Here is a 19,733-nt window from a genome sequence, read left to right as displayed (position 1 = left end):
CCTCTTCTGTCAGTATATAAAAAAAGTACTTAATTATTTATGCTCAGCATATCTATCTTGAATACCAATACCGAGTTAGCCGGTATTTTATCACCCGGCGATAAATCACCATAACCTAAGGCCGATGGCATAATGAGCAGTATACGGCCACCTTTGTTGATATGCGTTAAACCAATCTTCCATCCTTTAATCACATTGGCACTGGCACTTAAACTGGTGCTAAAATTTCCCGTATCAAACTGGGTACCATCAAGCAACGTACCGGTGTAATTCACATTAACGGTTGAACTACTGGTGGCATTGGCACCCGTTCCGGGTATTAACACCTGGTAGTACAAGCCCGAAGTATCTTTTACAGCCGTAATGTTATTGGCTTTCAGATACGCTTGTATTTTGGCATCATCTTCGGCAGCTTGCTTGGCTGCATCAAAATTGTTGGTTTTGTCTTTTTTACAGCCAGCCAGGCCAATAAATAGTACGCTTAATAGTAACAGTAGTTTTTTCATTATATCGTATTTACAACCCCTACGTATTAAACTATAGTTTTGATACTCAGTTCCTGTAATTGTGCTTCAGAAATAGTTGCAGGGGCATCAATCATGACATCGCGGCCCGAGTTGTTTTTCGGGAAGGCCATAACATCACGAATAGAATCCAGCCCGGCAAAGATAGAGCACAACCTATCGAAACCGAACGCAATACCACCATGCGGCGGTGCACCAAACTCAAAGGCATCCATCAGGAAACCGAATTGCTTTTGCGCTTCCTCCGGTGTAAACCCAAGGTGCTTAAACATCAGCGATTGCAGTTCGCGGTCATAAATACGGATAGAGCCACCGCCAACCTCAATACCGTTTATCACCATATCGTAGGCATTGGCACGTACCGCTCCAGGGTTAGTATCCAGCATGGTAATATCCTCGGGTTTAGGCGAAGTGAACGGATGGTGCATAGCATGATAACGGCCGCTTTCTTCATCAAATTCCAGCAACGGGAAATCAAGCACCCATAGCGGTGCAAATACATCCTTGCTGCGCAGGCCCAAGCGTGAGCCCATTTCCAGACGTAACTCATTCAGTTGCTTGCGCACCTTATCAGTAAGGCCTGCTAATACCAGCACCAAGTCGCCTGGTTTGGTATCAAACGCGGCCGACCATTTTTGCAGTTCTTCTTCGTTATAAAATTTATCTACTGATGATTTTAACGAACCGTCGTCATTGTGGCGCATGTAAATCAAACCGGTTGCACCAATTTGCGGACGTTTTAACCATTCTGTTAATTCATCCAGCTGCTTGCGGGTATAAGATGCCGCTCCCTTAGCGTTGATACCTACCACCAGTTCGGCATTATCAAATACACCAAAGCCTTTACCTTTTACAGTATCATTCAGTTCCACAAACTGCATCCCAAAGCGTACATCCGGTTTATCGGAACCATACAAACGCATGGCATCAGCATATTGCATGCGCGGAAACTCATCCAGCTCAACACCTTTTACGGTTTTGAACAGGTGACGGGCCATGCCTTCAAATATGTTCAGGATATCTTCCTGTTCAATGAAAGACATTTCACAGTCTATCTGCGTAAATTCCGGCTGGCGGTCGGCACGCAAATCCTCGTCTCTGAAACATTTTACGATCTGGAAATAACGGTCAAAACCGCTTACCATCAGTAATTGCTTAAAGGTTTGCGGCGATTGCGGCAGGGCATAAAACTCGCCCTGGTTCATACGGCTTGGTACCACAAAGTCGCGTGCACCTTCGGGAGTCGATTTGATCAGCACCGGGGTTTCTACCTCGATAAAGTCGAGTCCGTCTAAGTATTTACGCACTTCCTGAGCCATTTTGTGGCGCAGCATCAGGTTGTTGCGTATAGGATTACGGCGCAAATCAAGGTAACGATATTTGGCACGCAGTTCCTCGCCGCCGTCGGTTTCATCCTCGATCAGGAATGGCGGTATTTTGGCTTCATTTAATATCTCTAAAGCCTCAACAGCAATTTCGATATCTCCGGTCGGAATCTTAGGGTTCTTATTGGTACGCTCCAGCACATTACCCGTTACTTTCACTACAAACTCCCGGCCCAACTTGCGGCCGGTATCACGCAGGGCTGCATCCGAATCAGTATTCAATACCAATTGCGTTAAGCCGTAGCGATCACGTACATCAATAAATGTCGTTCCGCCTAAGTCGCGCGATTTTTGTACCCATCCGCACAGGGTAACGGTTTGGCCTAAGTGGCTGATGTTTAATTCGCCACAAGTATGAGTTCTTAGCATAATACCAGTTAATGTAAAGTTTGCAAAAGTAATTATAATTGAAATACCTTGAAATGCAAAGTAAAATACCCTTAAGCGTATTTTGTGAAGGTAAAGAATAACATTCGGGGCCCGGAAACTGCTGGCTGATAATATTCTACAGCAGTGCTGAAATTACAAAGGCTTTTTGATTTTTAACGGTGAGGCCACCCGCTGGGTGTTGTCTTTTACGAACGATTCCCAACCCGAATAAGTGATTTTACTGCCACGACCGGTGGTAATTTTCTGAAAGCTATGACAAACAGCAACGGCCAGGCCGTCGGTAGCATCCAAAAATTCAGGCGTTTCTTTAAAGTTCAGCAAGCGTTGTAACATAGCGGCTACCTGTTCTTTAGTAGCGTTACCATTACCTGTGATAGACTGTTTGATTTTGCGTGGCGAATACTCATTTACCGGAATATTACGTGATAATGCTGCAGCAATAGCCGTACCCTGCGCACGCCCCAGCTTAAGCATTACCTGAATATTTTTACCGTAAAAAGGTGCCTCGATAGCCAGCGTATCCGGGTGATAGTTATCGATAAGCGCAACCGTTTTTTCGAAAATGCGTTGCAGCTTGATCATGTGATCGTCGCCGGGTGGTATTTTTACAATGCCCAGGCTAATGAGCTCTATTTTGCTGCCGGTTTCTTTAATTAAGCCATAACCCATCACCGCTGTTCCGGGGTCTATACCCAGAATTATCCTTTCCTTTTGTGGCTGTTGCTGCATACAAATGCAAAGGTACGTTTTTTTCAGGCGCTATTATCTTGCAATAAGGCCATGTAGGTATCCCGGCTGATGAAGTGGGCGCCCATACTTTCCAAGTGCTCGGTATGCACCTGGCAATCTACCAGATCATATTGACCGCTTTGGCACAAGGTAATAAGTGCCATTTTTGATGCATTACTTGCCCGGCTAAACATACTTTCGCCGCAAAACACCCGGCCTACCTGTACGCCGTACAAGCCGCCTACCAATTCATTTTGCTGCCATACTTCATACGAATGGACAAAGCCCAACCGGTGAAGCTTTATATAGGCTTGCTTCATATCAGCAGTGATCCAGGTACCATCCTGCCCCTCGCGCGGAACAGCCGAGCAGGCTTCAATGACATCCGCAAAGCACCGGTTTACAGTGACGTTGAATTTGCCTGAACGCAGCACTTGCCGCATACTCTTACTGATGCGAAGCTCGGGCGGGTATAGCACAAAACGCTCATGCGGCGAATACCACAGGATAGGCGTTTCCTCACTATACCAGGGGAAAATGCCGTGACTGTAAGCCATTAACAGGCGCTCGGGCGACAAGTTGCCGCCAATAGCCAAAAGCCCGTCTGGCTCGGCCAGATCGGGCTTTGGAAATATTAAACGCTCATCAAGTTTAAATATCATATCTGCAAGGCAAAGTTAGGCCTTGCGTTTAATAACCAGCTTTTTATTTTGTGCTTTGGCAATGTTATCCATGTATTGCTGCATTTCTGTATAGCGTGCAGCAGGTATCACCTGGTTATTCAGATCAAATTTCACGGTGCTGATTACTTCGTTTTTGGCTGCATCATATTTATAGCTGGCCTGGTAAGTACCGTAACTGAATTTCAGGCTTACATCTGCAGGTAAGGATTCGGCCTCGAAACCCGGCGGCAGCGCAATGGTGGTTACGCAGCTTTTTTGCATGGGGTGCTCAAAGTAATAATCATTTTTACGATGTTGCTCTGCAGGCATGGTTGCCACCCACAAATCGAACACACGCGGTCGGTAAAAGCGCTTGCTGCCGGCCGCGATATCGCAAAAATTATCATACTCTAAATCCAGATTCACCTCTTTAATACCGGCACTATCGGGCGCTTCTTTAAATTCAAACGCGATGGGCTGTTTGATGTTATAAGCCATTAACAAGTACTCCTTTTGCTTATCCTGGCTGATAGTTGAAAAACGGTTTACAAACAGATCGCGGTAACCACCGGTGCTTAGTATTTTTACTTTTGCCTTGGCCCCGCCGTCGGCATCCAGCTCAATGTGCACCCGGCTATTGAACTGGTTATCGGCACCGGTACTTTTAGGTGTGTTCACCAGTTTACCACCATTTTCGGTTATGAGCAGGGCATTGCGGTTTTCGGTGAAAGTGCCCAACTTGCCAAAAGGGTGTGTATTACTGGTACATTCCAGCCAAGTGGTATCACCTTTGAACGGAACACACAAAATCATATGGTTGAATGAGCTTGACGGAAAGTCGACATCAGCCGCCTCGGCATTTTTTCCTGCTCTTACCAAAGCACAATATGAGGGTATATCTACCGCTTTCAGCAGCGCATACATGTAGTTCGAAAGCGCCTTGCAATCACCATATTTTTTCTGATCCACAAACATAGCGGGAAATGGCTTGAGGCCACCGATCCCTAACTGTATACTTACATAACGCATATTTTGCTGCATATAATTGTATAGGAAACGTGCTTTTTCTTTATCCGTTCTATACCCTGCAACCATTGCTTTTATCTCTGCAGTCCTTAGAGGTGAAAGCGTACTTACATCGGCGCTAAGTGCAGAATACCATGCACCAAAGCTTTGCCAGCTGCTAAAGTTACCCGGCAATCCATTATATTCAAAATTGTTGCTCGCAAACTCCACTTTAGCTTCCAGCCGCCAGTCAGGTACCTCCTCTTCGGGTTTAAATGCTTTCAGGTTATTTACCTGCCATGTGTATATATCATATTTACCATTGTTTGCTTTTATTGGCGCTATGGTGGTGTTCTTGTTTTTATAACGAAAGCCAATGCCCGGATTAACTACTATTTTATAACTGGAACTTTGCACCGCTGTTTCGGCTGGCTGTATATGCCAGGCATTGAGATCCAGGTAGCTATTCTGGTTAATTTCGTATATGGTTTCGACGGTAACCGGGTAGGTGCCCACATCATGCCGCAGCGCTAATAAACGGTCGTCGGTAATGATAGAAAATCCATCTGTAGCCGACCTTTCGTACGCATCGCTTTTGCTGTATTTTTTGATAAGCTTACCCTCGGCATTGTATACCAGCATTTGCATACTGTTTACACTAATAAACTTTTTATCGTAAAATAATACCAACCTGGCTTCGTCATCTGCCTTTTCATTAAGCAGGCTAACAATACCGTGGTGCCTTGTTACAGCCCTGCCCGGAGCAGATACGGTCATCTCATCGGCGGAGTAGCGGATAACCGAGTTGGCATCTTGCTTTAATGAGTCGGGAATGGTGCTGGCTATGTACAAATCTTTAGGCAGGCTCTTATCCTGACTGTGTGCAACAAAGCAGCCCAGCATCAATGTTGCCAGGCTGCAAATAAATCTTTTAAACATGTATTAAGTAAGGTTTTAAGCTTATGATTTTTTCAAAACCACCTGCTCGTTCAGCAGCTCATGCATTTTTTTATAGAACGCGTGTAAATCGCCGTAATCTTCTTTAAAGTATACGGTTTTTTTGTGGTCAATAAAGTAGCGTACCACGATAGTACCCTCCTGCTCGGCCACAATCCGTCTGAAAACAATGCTCTTATCAGGCATTACAATGCTGATGCTTTGTGGCAGGGCTTCGGGCTTGTAACCCGACGGAATTTTGTAGATACCACTGATGTTAAGGTTATCCAGATGACCAAAATCCACATCACTGGTGCGGTTTTCATTTAAGAACGGGTTAACGCGCAGTGAGGTAAACAAGTTGGGCGAAAAATAAATATAATCCTTATCAGAGCCGGTTAGCTCCATATCGAAGTTTAAGTTTTGTGCAAGCGGCAGCGAATCTACCTCCATGTTATTAAACTTGAGCGAATTGATGGTTAGGGCATTATTCTTTTCGCGCAAAAAATCGATATACTTCTTTTCACCATCGGTTTTATAATGCTCAATATCGCTGATGCGATTGTAGCTGAAACAGTTAATCTCGGCCGTGCCGCTCATTTTACCCTCGGGCTTTATCTCGGCATTTACAAATACCACTTTACGTACGGGCTGTTTTCTGTCTATAAACATCAGGTCGTACTGCTTATTCTCCTTATCAATCCATAAGCCGTATGAGTTTAAGATATTATCAGGCGTTTCGAGATAGGAGTTGTATTTGCTGCTTGCATCGAGGATGTAACGTTTGGTACTATCTACTGGTATATACACCACAGCACGGTTAAACTGGTTAAGGAAGCTAAAGGCCGGGTTAACCTGACCGTTTGACCGCGTACTCACTACCATAGGATAAGATTTTACGCCCGATTGCTTCAAGAGGTGATGCATAATCAGGTTAATTTCGGTTGAGTTACCCGTCTTTTTTTCCCAGGCTTTTACTGTACCCTCGTCTGTGTACCAGATATCGCTACCGTTCCATTTCATGGCATTTTTAACCTCGTTGAAAATATAGGCAATCTTTTCATCGTCGGTTTTCAATGCTTTAGCTTTAGTAACAATGGTTTCTTCATTAGCCAGTTTGCGTTTTAGCTGCACACCGAAGTCTTCATCTTCGGCCAGGTTACCGCCGGCCTTGGCCCAGGTATCTGAGTAAACACGGGTAAATCCAAAGGTTGGCTTAACAGTGGTTAACTGCAAGTGCAAACCTTGTAAATTGTCGGTAAGCGAGCGCATATAAGGCTCCTCTTGTAATGAGTGCACATTGGCCATCGCCATAACACGGCGTTCCTCCGTAAAAGCAGTTGCCGACTGTCCTCCACCCAAACTGCGAGACTCTGACGTGGTAATGCTTTTTACAAGCGGTTCGTAAATGTGCGTTTGTGTTCTGAAATAAAAGTACTCGGGTATAGTGGTGGTAAATTCGCTGTAGCGTACAGGTATACGGCCCTGAAAATACCAATCGGGTATGCGGTAGTAAGCGTTGGTTGTTTTTTTATACGAAAATTCAATTACCGAACCGGGCTTTACGTTAGGAAAAGAGAACACTAACGCCGTGCGGCTTTTATCAATAATTTCGGTAAAAACCTGCTTTTTATCCAATTTAGTTATTTCAACCTTACCGTCATTCAGGTTAAAAACTTCTGCCTGCAGGCCGGTTAAATACTCGAAATGGTTACCGCCATAAAACTCCAAACGTATATCGGCTTCCTTTTTACCGGCTTCTTTAAATATTTTAATCCGCTTATGGGCTTCGAGCACCACGTTGAAATCGTTATCAAAATACACATCGCCTTTATGGAATAATACCATTGCATTGGCATCTTTTTCAAAAGCACATTCTTTAAGTTCCAGGTCTGCTTTATCTATCTTTCCGTAGGATTGTGTGCCGGGCGCAGCAGGGGTTTGTGCAAAGGCAGCACTGCATGCAGTGCACAGCGCAATAAGCACTGTAGAGATTTTAGTCATGTTGCAATAAGGTTTGACAGCACTAAGTTAAGCAACAAGACGCATCAAACTCAAATATTTTTGTGATTATAGCTTATTTGGCTTAGTATTTCATATTAGTTATGCCACTTTTTACTATTAAGCATATTCAACCTATTTAATTTAGTAAGTTACCTTTCTCCATTTGCTAACATTACATACTTTTTATAAACATTAAATTGTTTATTGCTAATTTATTTAGCAGCTTTGTGTATGGCATTTGAGGTGAATCAGGATTATTTCACGGGCAGGGGGGCGCAGGTAAATACACATAACAAATACCTGAAAAATAAATATGTGGCGCAGCACATTGAAGCGCTCGACGAACCGATGCTGCAAAACAGTAAAACACAGATATTTGAGGAGACCCCAAAGCAGATCGTCAGCAAATCGAACAGTCCAGACCTGAGTCATATGCACTCAGTAAATCCGTATCAGGGCTGCGAACATGGTTGCATTTACTGCTATGCCCGCAACAGTCATGAATACTATGGTTTTAGCGCCGGACTTGATTTTGAGCGGAAGATAATTGTTAAGCGCAATGCGCCCGAATTACTTGAAGAGTATTTCAACAAACGGAAATATAAGCCAACGCCTATTGTATTATCAGGTAATACCGACTGCTATCAGCCTATTGAACGCGAACTGGAACTAACCCGCCGCATGCTGAAACTATTTTTGCAATACCGCCACCCAGTAAGTATCATCACCAAGAACAACCTTATTATGCGCGATCTGGATATTTTAACAGAACTGGCCCAAATGCAGTTACTGCACGTAAATATATCCATCACCTCACTGGATGAGCAGTTGCGCCAAAAACTGGAGCCACGCACAGTAACCTCTATTGGCCGTTTAAATGTGATTGAAAAGCTATCGGCCAAAGGTATACCGGTACGGGTAATGACAGCCCCTATTATACCAGGCCTTAACAGCAATGAGGTGCCATCTATTATCCGGGCGGCGGCCAATCGCGGGGCGGTTGATGCCGGCTTTACCATTGTGCGCCTGAACGGCAGCATTGCAGAACTGTTTACCGACTGGATCCATAAAACTTTTCCGGACAGGGCCGAGAAGGTGCTTAACCTGATACGCGAATGCCACGGCGGCAATTTGAACGACAGCGAATACGGTCGCCGGATGAGTGGCGACGGCGAGGTAGCTGATTCAATACAGCAGCTGTACCGGGTAGCTTGCAATAAATTTTTAGCTGACCGTGTAATGCCCGAATATAATTTATCATTATTTACGCCAAAGGCTGGAAAACAAACAAGCTTGTTTTAGGAGAGCGAGGTAGTGGGGTGCAGAGAGGAACAGGGTGCGAGGAGCTATCCTAAACAAATAGCAACATAAGCTTCATATTAGGACACAAGCAAGTATAACCATAAACAAAAAAAAGACGCTTAAATAAGCGTCTTTTTTTTGTTTATGTATGAAAGTAGTTTATTAAGCGTGTTGCTCTTCAACTTCCAGAGCCATTTGCTCATCAACCAGGATACGGCCGCAGTGCTCGCAAACAATGACTTTTTTGCGCTGACGGATATCAGCCTGACGCTGAGGCGGGATGTGGTTAAAGCAACCAGAGCATGAATCGCGCTGGATGGTTACTACCGCCAAACCGTTTTTAGCGTTGTTGCGTAAACGGCTATAAGCAATCAGCAAACGCTCTTCAATATTTTTTTTAGCTGATTCAGCTTGTGTATTCAGCTCGTTTTCTTCTTTCTCAGTTTCGGCAGTGATAGTGCCCAGCTCTGCTTTTTTAGCGTCCAGATCTTTCTGGCGGCCTTCTAAATCAGCCAAAGCTTTTTCATAAACCTGGGTTTTAGAAGTGATTTCAAAACCGTATTCGCGAATTTTCTTCTCACTTACCTGAATATCCAGGCCCTGAATCTCGATCTCTTTAGAGATAGCATCATACTCACGGTTGTTTTTAACCTCGTTAAGTTGTGCTTCGTATTTTTTAATATTAGCCTGAGCTTCTTTGATCAGATTTTTACGGGTTACAATATCGTCCTCCAAATCATCCAGCTCACTTTTGATTTTCTGAATGCGGGTTTCCAGACCAGCGACATCATCCTCCAGGTCGGCTACTTCCATAGGCAGTTCACCTCTTACCTGGCGTATTCTGTCAATTTTGGTGTGGATGTTTTGTAGCTCATATAAAGCTTTCAGCTTTTGTTCTACGGTTTGTTCCATCAAATAAAATATTTTATGGGGTTTGTATTAATTTCTGTTAAACGGACCGCAAAGTTACTAAATTTTTTTCGTATTATTTCATACAATAAATGCTGTGTAAATTGCTCACTTTCAAAATGTCCGATGTCGGCAATCACTATTTTTCCTTCAGCATCAAAAAACTCATGATATTTATAATCGGCAGTTACAAAAACATCGGCTCCGGCCGCTATGGCCTGCTTCAGTAAAAAGCCGCCCGAGCCGCCACATACAGCAACCTTTTTAACCGGTTTGCCGGTCGAAGCCGTATGCCGCACTACAGCTGCCTGCATCTTATCTTTCAGGTGGCGCAAAAAGTCATTTTCGTCAAAAGGCATATCCAGTTCACCAATCACACCCGAACCTACCTGCTGATGCTGGTTGGTAAGCGTGTACAGATCATAAGCCACTTCTTCATATGGATGAGCCAAAAAAAGCGCCATCAACAACTTACTTTCCAGGTGTGCCGGGTAAATGGTTTCAATGCGGGTTTCGCTTTCATAATGCAGCTGTTCGGGTTGACCAACGTACGGATTGGTATTGGCTGCACCTTTAAAGGTACCGGTACCATCGGCATTAAAGCTGCAATCGCTATAGTTGCCAATGTTTCCTGCGCCGGCTTTGAACAAAGCACTACGCACAGCCTCGGCATGGCTTTGAGGCACATAGGTCACCAGCTTTTTCAGAATGCCGCCTTTGGCCGAAAGGATACGTGTATTTTTTAATCCCAAGGTTTGGCAGATGCGGGCATTTACCCCATCCATTACATTATCCAGATTGGTATGAATAGCATACAGCGCAATGTTATGTCGTATAGCTTTTTCAACCACACGCTCTACATACGTTTTGCCATTAAACTTTTTAAGTCCTTTGAAAACGATGGGGTGATGCGAAATTATCACCTCGCATCCGGTACGGATGGCTTCGTCAACCACGGCCTCGGTACAATCAAGCGAGATAAGCCCTTGGGTAATTTCCTGATTGCCGTTGCCCACAATAAGGCCCGAGTTATCGTAATCTTCCTGGTAGCTTAGCGGGGCTATGCTTTCCAGATAAGCGGTTAGTTCTACAAGTTTCATAACAGCGGCAAGTTAATCAGCCGTTCAGGTATCGCCAAATTTTGATAATGATAAATATCAGTACATTCAGCAATATTAATGTAGTAACCGGAAAATAGAAACGAAAGTTCTCGCGCTCTACCCGTATGTCGCCGGGCAGATGGCCAATCCAGTGCAGCTTGTTACCAAAAAAGTAAATCAGCACACCAATAAGCAATACAACCCCACCTACGGCAATCAGCACTTTACCCGTATCGTTTCCCATATTTATTATTAGTAACCGCCCATCTTTACAATTTGCAGACTTTCATAAGCCATATCGCGGTTATAGCTATTGGCCAGGCTTTTATGATTAATCAGATCAACGATAGTACCAATGCCGCAAAAGCCTCCGGTAAAAAAGTAGATAATCCCCATTGCTATCTGGCCAACCAAAAATCTGTGAACACCGGCTATCCCAATAAAACCTAATAAAGTAAAAAGAAGCAAATCTTGTGCGGTTCTACGCTTACTGCCATAGATATTGACAAAATGACGTTGCTGATTTTCGGAAAGCCCGGCGGTAGCCTGCTGTAAATAAGCCATCTCTTCGGTTGTTATACCCGAAAACAGGGTGTAGAAATTAAAATCCATGCCGGTTAAGTTTAAGTTTTCTAAAATTAAACATTTGTTTAAAACTTAAACCATAGATGCGATAAAAAATAGTCAGCAGCGCCGGTATACCCAGCCCATGATACTGCCAGGAGGCCACAACTTGCCCATGCAGCAGGCATGAAAGTGCATGGCCTATACCGCAACCGGGGCACCAGCTAAAACCGGCCAACTTAAAAAGGCACAGACTAAAATGCGGCTGCCCATTGGGTTGGGTAACGGCCAGTAATACCAGGGCCGTTACCCAAAATAAAAGTTCAGAATGATTATAGAGTCTTTTAATCAATTTTGTTGGTATTCGTCATCAGCAACAGGGTTGCCGCCAGTGAAGATATAACACCAATAAGCAATGCTCCAAATAAACGGGCCGAAAAATCGCGGATGTTATGTTGCATTTCTACATAATTGGTATAAATAATACCGGCAAATACGGCAATTACACCACCTATAAATAAAATTTTAAGGCTTTGTACAATACCTTGTAAAAAACTCATACTGCCGCCCAAATCATGGTCGCGGTAGCTTTTTACACCTAAGTATACCCCGATGATAGGGATCAGGATAGAGATGTATTCAATAGGTGAAACCTGGTCGCCAAACATGGTATAGCCAGCCCAGCGCATAATAAAAAGCCAGAGCCCGCTTAAAATTCCTATAATTAATCCAGATGCAACTGCGTTCTTCATGGTAATAACGGTTAGTTAAAATAATTTCGTATCTTAATACCTTCTAAAGGATTTGAAGCGGTAGTTTGTTTGCCGGCAGGCGTTCCTTTTTGAATAAGCCACAACAGGAGCTTACATATTCAGCAGAATTTACTGAATAGAAAGCGTTATTCTCTCTGATTTCAGAATGCGCCTGCTTCCATTACGCACTGCTCTTCTCTCATGTTGCTGTCATCTTGGCTCTTGCCTCTCGTTTCTTGGTTAGCCTTCCGCATTAAGGCATCTTTTTTGCTTATCTTTGGATGTTTTGAATATTCGAGAAATTTTAGAAAAATATAAAACAGATGAGCGGGTTATGGCTTTGGCCAAGGCCCTTAACAGCTCTAAGAACCCGCGGATACAACTACGCGGGCTGGTGGGATCGAGCGATGCCACCATGGCGGTAGCTTTGTATTTTTTACAGCACAAGCACCAGTTATTCATCCTGCCCGACCGTGAAGAGGCCGCCTATTTTCAGGCCGATCTGGAAAACCTGACCGGTAAGGAAATTTTGCTGTTCCCTTCCTCCTATCGCAAGCCTTTTGAATTTACCCAGCCCGACAGCAGCAATGTGCTGGCCCGTGCCGAGGTACTCAATGAGCTGAACCACGCCAGTGAATACGGACACCTGATTGTAACCTATCCCGAAGCTATTGCCGAAAAGGTGATAGACCGGAACTCGCTCGAAAAAAACACCCTGGATATCAGCGTTAACAGCAACCTGAGCATTGAATTCATCAACGAGTTTTTGATTGAATACGATTTTGAGCGGGTTGATTTTGTGTACGAGCCGGGGCAATTCTCTGTTCGCGGTGGCATCGTCGATATTTTTTCTTTTTCGCACGACTTACCCTACCGGGTGGAGTTTTTCGGCGATTTTATTGAATCCATCCGTACATTCGAGATTGAGAGCCAGCTTTCTGTAGAGCAGGTAAAAACCGTAACCATTGTACCTAACGTGCAATCCAAATTCCTCACCGAAAATAACATTTCGCTGTTAGAGTATGTGGATGCCGATACACAGATATGGATCAAGGATGTTCAATTTATGTTGGACATTGTTAAGGACGGCTATAAAAAAGCCACCCAGTTGTGGAAAGCGCTTTCGGCCGAAGAAAAGAACCAGAACCCGGATTGGATTGACCCGAAATATGCCTTTACTGACGAAAAAATGATTGCCGACCAGCTGCACGATTTTGCAGTGGTAGAGTTTGGCAAACAGTTTTTTTATGAGGCGCAGCATTCACTCAACTTTGATATCCGCCCGCAGCCGTCATTCAACAAAGATTTTCAGCTACTGATCCATAACATCAAAAACAACGAGGCCGATAAGATTGAGAACCTCATTTTTACCGATTCGCCTAAGCAGGTGGAACGCCTTTATGCCATTTTTGATGACCTGGATAAAACCGTCAAGTTTACACCGGTTAACGTAGCTATCCGTGAAGGTTTCATTGACAGGGAGCAACACCTGGCCTGTTATACTGATCACCAGATATTTGACCGTTATTATAAATATAAATTACGTAAAGGCTACCAGCGCACCCAGGCCATCACCCTTAAAGAACTGCGCGAGCTAAAGCCGGGTGATTATGTAACCCATATTGACCACGGTATTGGCAAATACGCCGGCTTGGAAAAAGTAGAGGTGAACGGCAAGATACAGGAAATGATTCGCCTGATTTATGCAGACAACGATTTGCTGTACGTAAACATCAATTCACTGAATCGTATATCTAAATTCAGCGGTAAAGAGGGCGCTGTACCCAGAATGAATAAGCTGGGTACCGACACTTGGGAGCGCCTCAAGAAAACAACAAAAAAAAAAGTTAAAGACATAGCCCGTGACCTGATTAAGCTTTACGCCGTGCGTAAGGCCCAGCACGGTAATGCCTTTTCGCCCGATAGCTATTTGCAGACCGAGCTGGAGGCTTCCTTTATTTACGAGGACACGCCCGATCAGGAAAAAGCAACCAACGACTTTAAACGCGATATGGAATCGCCACATCCTATGGACCGCCTCATTTGCGGCGATGTAGGCTTTGGCAAAACCGAGGTGGCGATCCGTGCTGCCTTTAAAGCCGTGGCCGACAGCAAGCAGGTAGCCGTGCTGGTGCCTACTACCATTTTGGCTGCCCAGCACTTCAAAACCTTTTCGGACCGTTTGAAAGGCTTTCCTTGCAATATCGACTACGTTAACCGTTTTAAATCGAGCAAGCAGATCAAAGATACCTTAACCAAGCTACAGGAGGGCAAAGTGGACATCATTATTGGTACCCACCGCCTGGTGAGCAAGGACGTGAAGTTTAAAGATCTGGGCCTGATGATTATTGATGAAGAGCAGAAATTTGGCGTAGCCACTAAGGAGAAGCTGAAAGCCATGCGTGCCAATGTAGATACCATGACGCTTACAGCTACGCCTATACCGCGTACGCTGCACTTCTCGCTCATGGGCGCGCGCGATTTATCCATCATATCCACCCCGCCACCTAACCGCCAGCCGGTAGTAACCGAGCTGCATGTATTTAACGATAAGCTGATTAAAGAATCGGTAGAGTACGAATTGGATCGCGGCGGGCAGGTATTTTTTATCCACAACCGCGTGGCCGATTTAATGCAACTGGGCGGTATGATTCGCAAACTGGTACCCAAAGCCCGCATTGGTATAGCCCACGGCCAGCTGGAGGGCGACGATCTGGAGGATGTGATGCTCAAGTTTGTGAACCATGAGTATGATGTACTGATTGCCACCACCATCATCGAGGCCGGGTTGGATATACCGAACGCCAATACCATCATCATTAACCATGCCCACATGTTTGGCCTGAGCGATTTGCACCAGATGCGTGGCCGGGTGGGCCGCAGCAACAAAAAGGCATTCTGTTATTTGCTGAGCCCGCCATTATCCACCCTTACCTCCGAAGCCCGTAAGCGTTTGAGCGCTATTGAGGAGTTCTCTGATCTGGGCAGCGGCTTTAACGTAGCCATGCGCGATTTGGACATCCGCGGAAGCGGTAACCTTTTAGGGGCCGAACAAAGCGGCTTTATTGCCGAGATTGGTTTTGAAATGTATCACAAAATATTGGACGAGGCCATTCAGGAACTGAAAGACGAGGAGTTTAAAGAAGTGTTTCAGGATGAGAAACCACGTCCGTATATCAGCTTTACGCAGATCGATACCGATATGGAAATCCTCATCCCGGATGAGTACGTAACCAACCTGACGGAGCGGTATAACCTTTACACCGAAATATCCAGGCTGGAAAATGAAACCCAGCTGGTGGCTTTTGAAAAACAACTGACCGACCGTTTTGGCCCGGTACCGCCGCAGGTGCACGATTTGCTGAACACCATTCGCCTGCAATGGCTGGGTAAGGCTATTGGCTTTGAAAAAATATCGCTGAAGAAAAACGTTTTGCGGGGTTATTTTCTGGCCAACCAGCAATCTAAATATTTTGAATCGCAGGAGTTTATGCAGGTGCTCAACTTTGTAAAAAACAACCCGCGCCGCGTAAATATGAAAGAGGTAAAAAACAGCCTGCGCATTAGTATTGAAGGCGTACGGAGTATTGAAGAAGCCGTAGATATTTTAAGCGAAGTTGGGATTGGGGTACCGGCATAATGCCCCCTCCCAACCTGCTGGCAGCAATGTTTTAACCCTATATCATCAACCACATTAATCGTACAAATTTTTCATTCTCAAACAAACGCTCTCGCCTTCCTGTTAATGGGTAAAAACCAGTACAGATACTATGAAATGGATAGGCGGACGCGAAAGCGACAACGTTGAAGAAGGCAGTGGCGGCGGCGGTGGCCGTATGGCTATGGGCGGCGGTGTAGTAGGCATTATAGGCCTGCTCATTTATATGTTTACCGGCGTAAATCCTTCGCAAATTTTAGGCGGTGGTGGCGGCGGCGATGCGCAAACCGAGCAACAGAACCGTAAAATTACCCGCCCTAAAACCGATCAGGAAAAATTTGCCAGCGTGGTATTTGGTTATACAGAAGATGTATGGGGGAAGGTTTTTCAGGATATGGGCCAAAAGTATGACGAACCGGTGCTACACTTTTTTAGTGGCGAAGTAGGTACCGATGGCTGTGGTTTTGCAGCCTCATCAACCGGTCCGTTTTATTGTCCCGGCGATTCCAAAGTATATATAGATTTATCTTTTTTTGACCAGTTGCAAAATGAATTTGGCGCCTCTGGCGATTTTGCACGGGCTTATGTGATAGCTCACGAAGTAGGCCACCATGTGCAAAACCTGTTGGGAACCTCGGCCAAAATGGAGCAGGCTCGCCGGCAGCTAAGCGAAACGCAATACAACAAGCTATCCGTAAAACTGGAACTCCAGGCCGATTTTTATGCCGGCGTTTGGGCTCATTACGTTCAGCAACGCGGCTTGCTTGATCCAGGTGATATTGAAGAAGCACTGAATGCTGCCAGCGCCGTTGGCGACGACCGCCTGACCCAGGGCCGCGTATCGCCCGACTCATTTACCCACGGCACCAGCGAACAGCGTATGTACTGGTTCAAAAAAGGGTATGAAACGGGGGATATTAAGCTGGGCAATACGTTTGCTGATTCAAGTTTATAATCAGAAGAAATCAACAAGCAAAATCCAATCGCTAATTACTTTGCTTAATTTAGCCAACTGCAACAAACTTGCTGTTTTGCGCTAACCGAACTATGAAACTATTGAGACCATCTTTCTACTTATTGCTGCTAACTATTCTATTTGCATCATGCAAGGCCAAAAAACCGGGAATAGTTACGGCAGTTGATAACAAAAAGGTATACAAATCACAAATTGACAGCTTTTTGGATATTGCCAAGCAAATGCAGCCGGTTGTACTGGCCGATAGCCTGGGCGCTCCTATCCCGTCTGACTTTGTAGGCACGGTTAACTTTAACCTGCGTAAACCCAATTATGTAATTTTGCACCATACTGCGCAAGATTCATTGGCGCAAACCATCCGTACCTTTTCGCTGGTGCGCACGCAGGTAAGTGCACATTACGTGGTAGGCCGCGATGGCAAGGTGGTGCATATGCTGAACGATTACCTGCGCTCCTGGCATGCCGGTGTTAGCAAGTGGGGCAACGTTACCGACATGAACAGCTGCTCCATAGGCATCGAGATTGATAATAACGGCATTGAGCCGTTTAGTGACGCACAGATGAAAAGCTTATTGACGCTGTTATCCTATCTCAAAAATACCTATAACATACCTGCAGCCAACTTTATTGGCCACAGTGATATTGCTCCCGGCCGCAAAACCGACCCCAGCGCCCGCTTCCCCTGGAAAACCCTGGCCGACCGTGGCTTTGGCTACTGGAGCGACGATATATTGGAACTGGCACCCGAAAATTTCGATTATGCCACCGCTTTGCGGCTTATGGGCTACGATACCCACAACCTGAGCGCGGCAATCAAAGCGTTTAAATTACACTTCATTCAAACAGATGTTAGTCCGCAACTAAGCCAACTGGATTTGAACGTATTATATAATGTATACAAAAAGTATTAAGAGCTGGGAGATAAGAACAGAGGCTGGGCTGGTTATTTTAATAAATATTTGATTTCTTGGCTATTGGTTCTTGCTTCTTGTGTTTAAACGTATTATATTTGCATTAATAACGAAAGAGGGGACCTGTGTCCCCTCTTTTTATTTATCTAACCATTATCTGCACATGACGAACGTAGAAAAAAGGGTAACAGAACTGGTTGAACAAAAACTTACCGAAAAACCAAACGTTTTTTTGGTAAGCGTAAAAATGCACAGCCAGGGCCGTTTAGTTATCCTGATCGATGGCGACAATGGCCTGGATGTAGGTGATTGTGCCGAGGTGAGCCGGTTTGTAGGCCACTATCTGGAAGAGGAAAATGTACTGACGGATGCTTATACGCTGGAGGTATCGTCGCCGGGTATAGATGCACCGCTTACACTGCCCCGCCAGTTTTTAAAGAACATAGGCCGGCAGGTAAGCATTAAGCTTACCGATGGCAGCAAACGCGAAGGCAAATTGCTGGCACTAACGGCCAACCATGTACAAATTGAAGAAAAAATAAAACCGAAGGGTAAAAAAGCGGAATTGATTGAAAGCAATATCCCATCGGAAGATATTGTAGAAACAAAAGTTTTAATATCATTTAAATAAAATGAGCAGCATTAATTTGATAGAGTCTTTTCAGGAGTTTAAAGACTTTAAAAACATTGACCGCCCAACTATGATGAGTGTTCTGGAAGACGTTTTCCGGAGCATGATTCGCAAAAAATATGGCACTGACGAGAATTGCGACGTAATTGTAAACACCGATAATGGTGACTTGGAGATTTGGCGCACCCGTACCGTAATGGAAGACGGTTTTTCGGAAGATGACGATCTGGAGATTGAACTGGCCGAAGCACACAAACACGATCCGGACCTGGAAGTGGGCGACGAGTTTGTAGAGCAGATCACTTTAGAAAGCTTTGGCCGCCGTGCTATTTTGGCTGCCCGTCAAACACTGGTATCTAAAATCTTAGAGCTCGAAAAAGACGAGATCTTCAAAAAATACAAAGACCGTGTAGGCGAAATCATTACCGGCGAGGTTTACCAGGTTTGGAAAAAAGAAACTTTGGTACTGGATGATGAAGGCAACGAGTTGCTGCTGCCAAAAAGCGAGCAGATACCGGCCGACTATTTCAAAAAAGGCGACAGCGTAAAAGCGGTTGTGCACAAAGTGGATATGATGAACACCAATCCTAAAATCATCATCTCGCGTACGGCACCGGAGTTTTTACAACGTTTATTTGAGCAGGAAGTACCGGAAATTTTTGACGGCCTCATCACCATCAAGAAAATTGTACGCGAACCGGGCGAGCGAGCTAAAGTAGCCGTTGAATCATACGATGACCGTATAGATCCGGTAGGTGCCTGTGTGGGTATGAAAGGTTCACGTATTCATGGTATTGTACGTGAATTGAAAAACGAAAACATTGACGTTATCAACTACACCAATAACGTTCAGCTATACATTCAACGTGCTTTATCGCCGGCCAAGATCACCTCTATTAAACTGGACGATGATAAAAAAACCGCCGCTGTTTACTTACAGCCCGATCAGGTATCATTGGCTATCGGCCGTGGCGGTCATAACATCAAACTGGCCGGTAAATTAACCGGTTACGAGATTGATGTTTACCGTGAAGCAGATGAGCATGAGGAAGATGTGGACCTGGAAGAATTCTCAGATGAAATAGATGGCTGGATTATTGATGAGTTTAAACGCGTTGGTTTAGATACCGCGAAATCAATATTGGCATTAAACCTGGGCGAACTGGTAAAACGTACCGATTTGGAAGAAGAAACCATTAAGGATGTTGTATCAATTCTGCAAGCGGAGTTTGAATAAACTGAATATGCCAATAAAAAGTAGTAAATTTGCATATAATAAGCAGAGAAAACATTAT

At 44.7% G+C, this 19,733-nt stretch carries 18 protein-coding genes; 6 read left to right on the top strand and 12 right to left on the bottom strand.

The window, feature by feature from the left end:
- Positions 1-29: 29 nt before the first annotated feature.
- The 6 genes from KHS38_RS15795 to KHS38_RS15770 form a co-directional block, all read right to left on the bottom strand.
- On the bottom strand, positions 30-506 hold the full coding sequence (locus tag KHS38_RS15795) for an FKBP-type peptidyl-prolyl cis-trans isomerase (protein ID WP_213489511.1): 477 nt from the start codon (positions 504-506) through the stop codon (positions 30-32).
- 26 nt (positions 507-532) lie between these two features.
- The gene (gene aspS, locus KHS38_RS15790; protein ID WP_213489510.1) at positions 533-2,278 is read right to left on the bottom strand and encodes an aspartate--tRNA ligase; all 1,746 of its coding nucleotides are present in this window, start codon (positions 2,276-2,278) and stop codon (positions 533-535) included.
- A 153-nt stretch (positions 2,279-2,431) separates the two neighbouring features.
- On the bottom strand, positions 2,432-3,028 hold the full coding sequence (gene ruvC, locus KHS38_RS15785; protein WP_213489509.1) for a crossover junction endodeoxyribonuclease RuvC: 597 nt from the start codon (positions 3,026-3,028) through the stop codon (positions 2,432-2,434).
- Positions 3,029-3,051: 23 nt separating this feature from the next.
- Complete coding sequence (gene aat / locus KHS38_RS15780; RefSeq protein WP_213489508.1) at positions 3,052-3,690, bottom strand: leucyl/phenylalanyl-tRNA--protein transferase; 639 nt, start codon at positions 3,688-3,690, stop codon at positions 3,052-3,054.
- Positions 3,691-3,705: 15 nt separating this feature from the next.
- Entirely contained in the window at positions 3,706-5,634 is a 1,929-nt protein-coding gene (locus KHS38_RS15775; RefSeq protein WP_213489507.1) for a DUF3857 domain-containing protein, read from the bottom strand.
- A gap of 21 nt (positions 5,635-5,655) precedes the next feature.
- Positions 5,656-7,635, bottom strand: a complete 1,980-nt coding sequence (locus KHS38_RS15770; RefSeq protein WP_213489506.1) for a DUF3857 domain-containing protein — start codon at positions 7,633-7,635, stop codon at positions 5,656-5,658.
- A 231-nt stretch (positions 7,636-7,866) separates the two neighbouring features.
- Here KHS38_RS15770 and KHS38_RS15765 point away from each other — a divergent pair, with 231 nt between their 5' ends.
- On the top strand, positions 7,867-8,937 hold the full coding sequence (locus KHS38_RS15765; protein WP_213489505.1) for a PA0069 family radical SAM protein: 1,071 nt from the start codon (positions 7,867-7,869) through the stop codon (positions 8,935-8,937).
- 162 nt (positions 8,938-9,099) lie between these two features.
- On the opposite strand, the gene KHS38_RS15760 is transcribed toward KHS38_RS15765, so the two are convergent.
- From KHS38_RS15760 to KHS38_RS15735, 6 genes are all read right to left on the bottom strand, one after another.
- On the bottom strand, positions 9,100-9,849 hold the full coding sequence (locus KHS38_RS15760; protein WP_213489504.1) for a zinc ribbon domain-containing protein: 750 nt from the start codon (positions 9,847-9,849) through the stop codon (positions 9,100-9,102).
- Positions 9,849-10,946, bottom strand: a complete 1,098-nt coding sequence (locus KHS38_RS15755; RefSeq protein WP_213489503.1) for a Nif3-like dinuclear metal center hexameric protein — start codon at positions 10,944-10,946, stop codon at positions 9,849-9,851. The genes KHS38_RS15760 and KHS38_RS15755 overlap by 1 nt, the downstream gene beginning before the upstream one ends.
- A gap of 16 nt (positions 10,947-10,962) precedes the next feature.
- Positions 10,963-11,190 (bottom strand): DUF2905 domain-containing protein, encoded by a 228-nt coding sequence (locus KHS38_RS15750; RefSeq protein ID WP_213489502.1) that lies wholly within the window; start codon positions 11,188-11,190, stop codon positions 10,963-10,965.
- A gap of 8 nt (positions 11,191-11,198) precedes the next feature.
- On the bottom strand, positions 11,199-11,558 hold the full coding sequence (locus tag KHS38_RS15745; protein WP_213489501.1) for a TM2 domain-containing protein: 360 nt from the start codon (positions 11,556-11,558) through the stop codon (positions 11,199-11,201).
- Positions 11,548-11,748, bottom strand: coding sequence for a DUF2752 domain-containing protein (locus KHS38_RS22280; protein ID WP_249665457.1), 201 nt, complete (start codon positions 11,746-11,748; stop codon positions 11,548-11,550). The genes KHS38_RS15745 and KHS38_RS22280 overlap by 11 nt, the downstream gene beginning before the upstream one ends.
- A gap of 106 nt (positions 11,749-11,854) precedes the next feature.
- Entirely contained in the window at positions 11,855-12,262 is a 408-nt protein-coding gene (locus tag KHS38_RS15735) for a DUF4199 domain-containing protein (RefSeq protein ID WP_213489499.1), read from the bottom strand.
- A gap of 286 nt (positions 12,263-12,548) precedes the next feature.
- Here KHS38_RS15735 and mfd point away from each other — a divergent pair, with 286 nt between their 5' ends.
- The 5 genes from mfd to nusA all read left to right on the top strand — a co-directional run bounded on the left by mfd (position 12,549) and on the right by nusA (position 19,675).
- The gene (mfd, locus tag KHS38_RS15730; RefSeq protein WP_213489498.1) at positions 12,549-15,902 is read left to right on the top strand and encodes a transcription-repair coupling factor; all 3,354 of its coding nucleotides are present in this window, start codon (positions 12,549-12,551) and stop codon (positions 15,900-15,902) included.
- Between the two features lie 130 nt (positions 15,903-16,032).
- Positions 16,033-16,875 (top strand): KPN_02809 family neutral zinc metallopeptidase, encoded by an 843-nt coding sequence (gene ypfJ, locus KHS38_RS15725; protein WP_213489497.1) that lies wholly within the window; start codon positions 16,033-16,035, stop codon positions 16,873-16,875.
- Positions 16,876-16,967: 92 nt separating this feature from the next.
- Positions 16,968-17,807: an N-acetylmuramoyl-L-alanine amidase gene (locus KHS38_RS15720; RefSeq protein WP_213489496.1), complete on the top strand. Its 840-nt coding sequence runs from the start codon at positions 16,968-16,970 to the stop codon at positions 17,805-17,807.
- A gap of 163 nt (positions 17,808-17,970) precedes the next feature.
- On the top strand, positions 17,971-18,438 hold the full coding sequence (gene rimP, locus KHS38_RS15715) for a ribosome assembly cofactor RimP (RefSeq protein ID WP_213489495.1): 468 nt from the start codon (positions 17,971-17,973) through the stop codon (positions 18,436-18,438).
- Position 18,439: 1 nt separating this feature from the next.
- Positions 18,440-19,675, top strand: a complete 1,236-nt coding sequence (gene nusA, locus KHS38_RS15710) for a transcription termination factor NusA (RefSeq protein WP_213489494.1) — start codon at positions 18,440-18,442, stop codon at positions 19,673-19,675.
- Positions 19,676-19,733 lie beyond the last annotated feature (58 nt).

This window comes from Mucilaginibacter sp. Bleaf8, from assembly GCF_018390515.1.
Classification (GTDB): domain Bacteria; phylum Bacteroidota; class Bacteroidia; order Sphingobacteriales; family Sphingobacteriaceae; genus Mucilaginibacter.
Note: the sequence above shows the minus strand (reverse complement) of the source record. Positions and strands in the feature narration are given on the sequence as shown.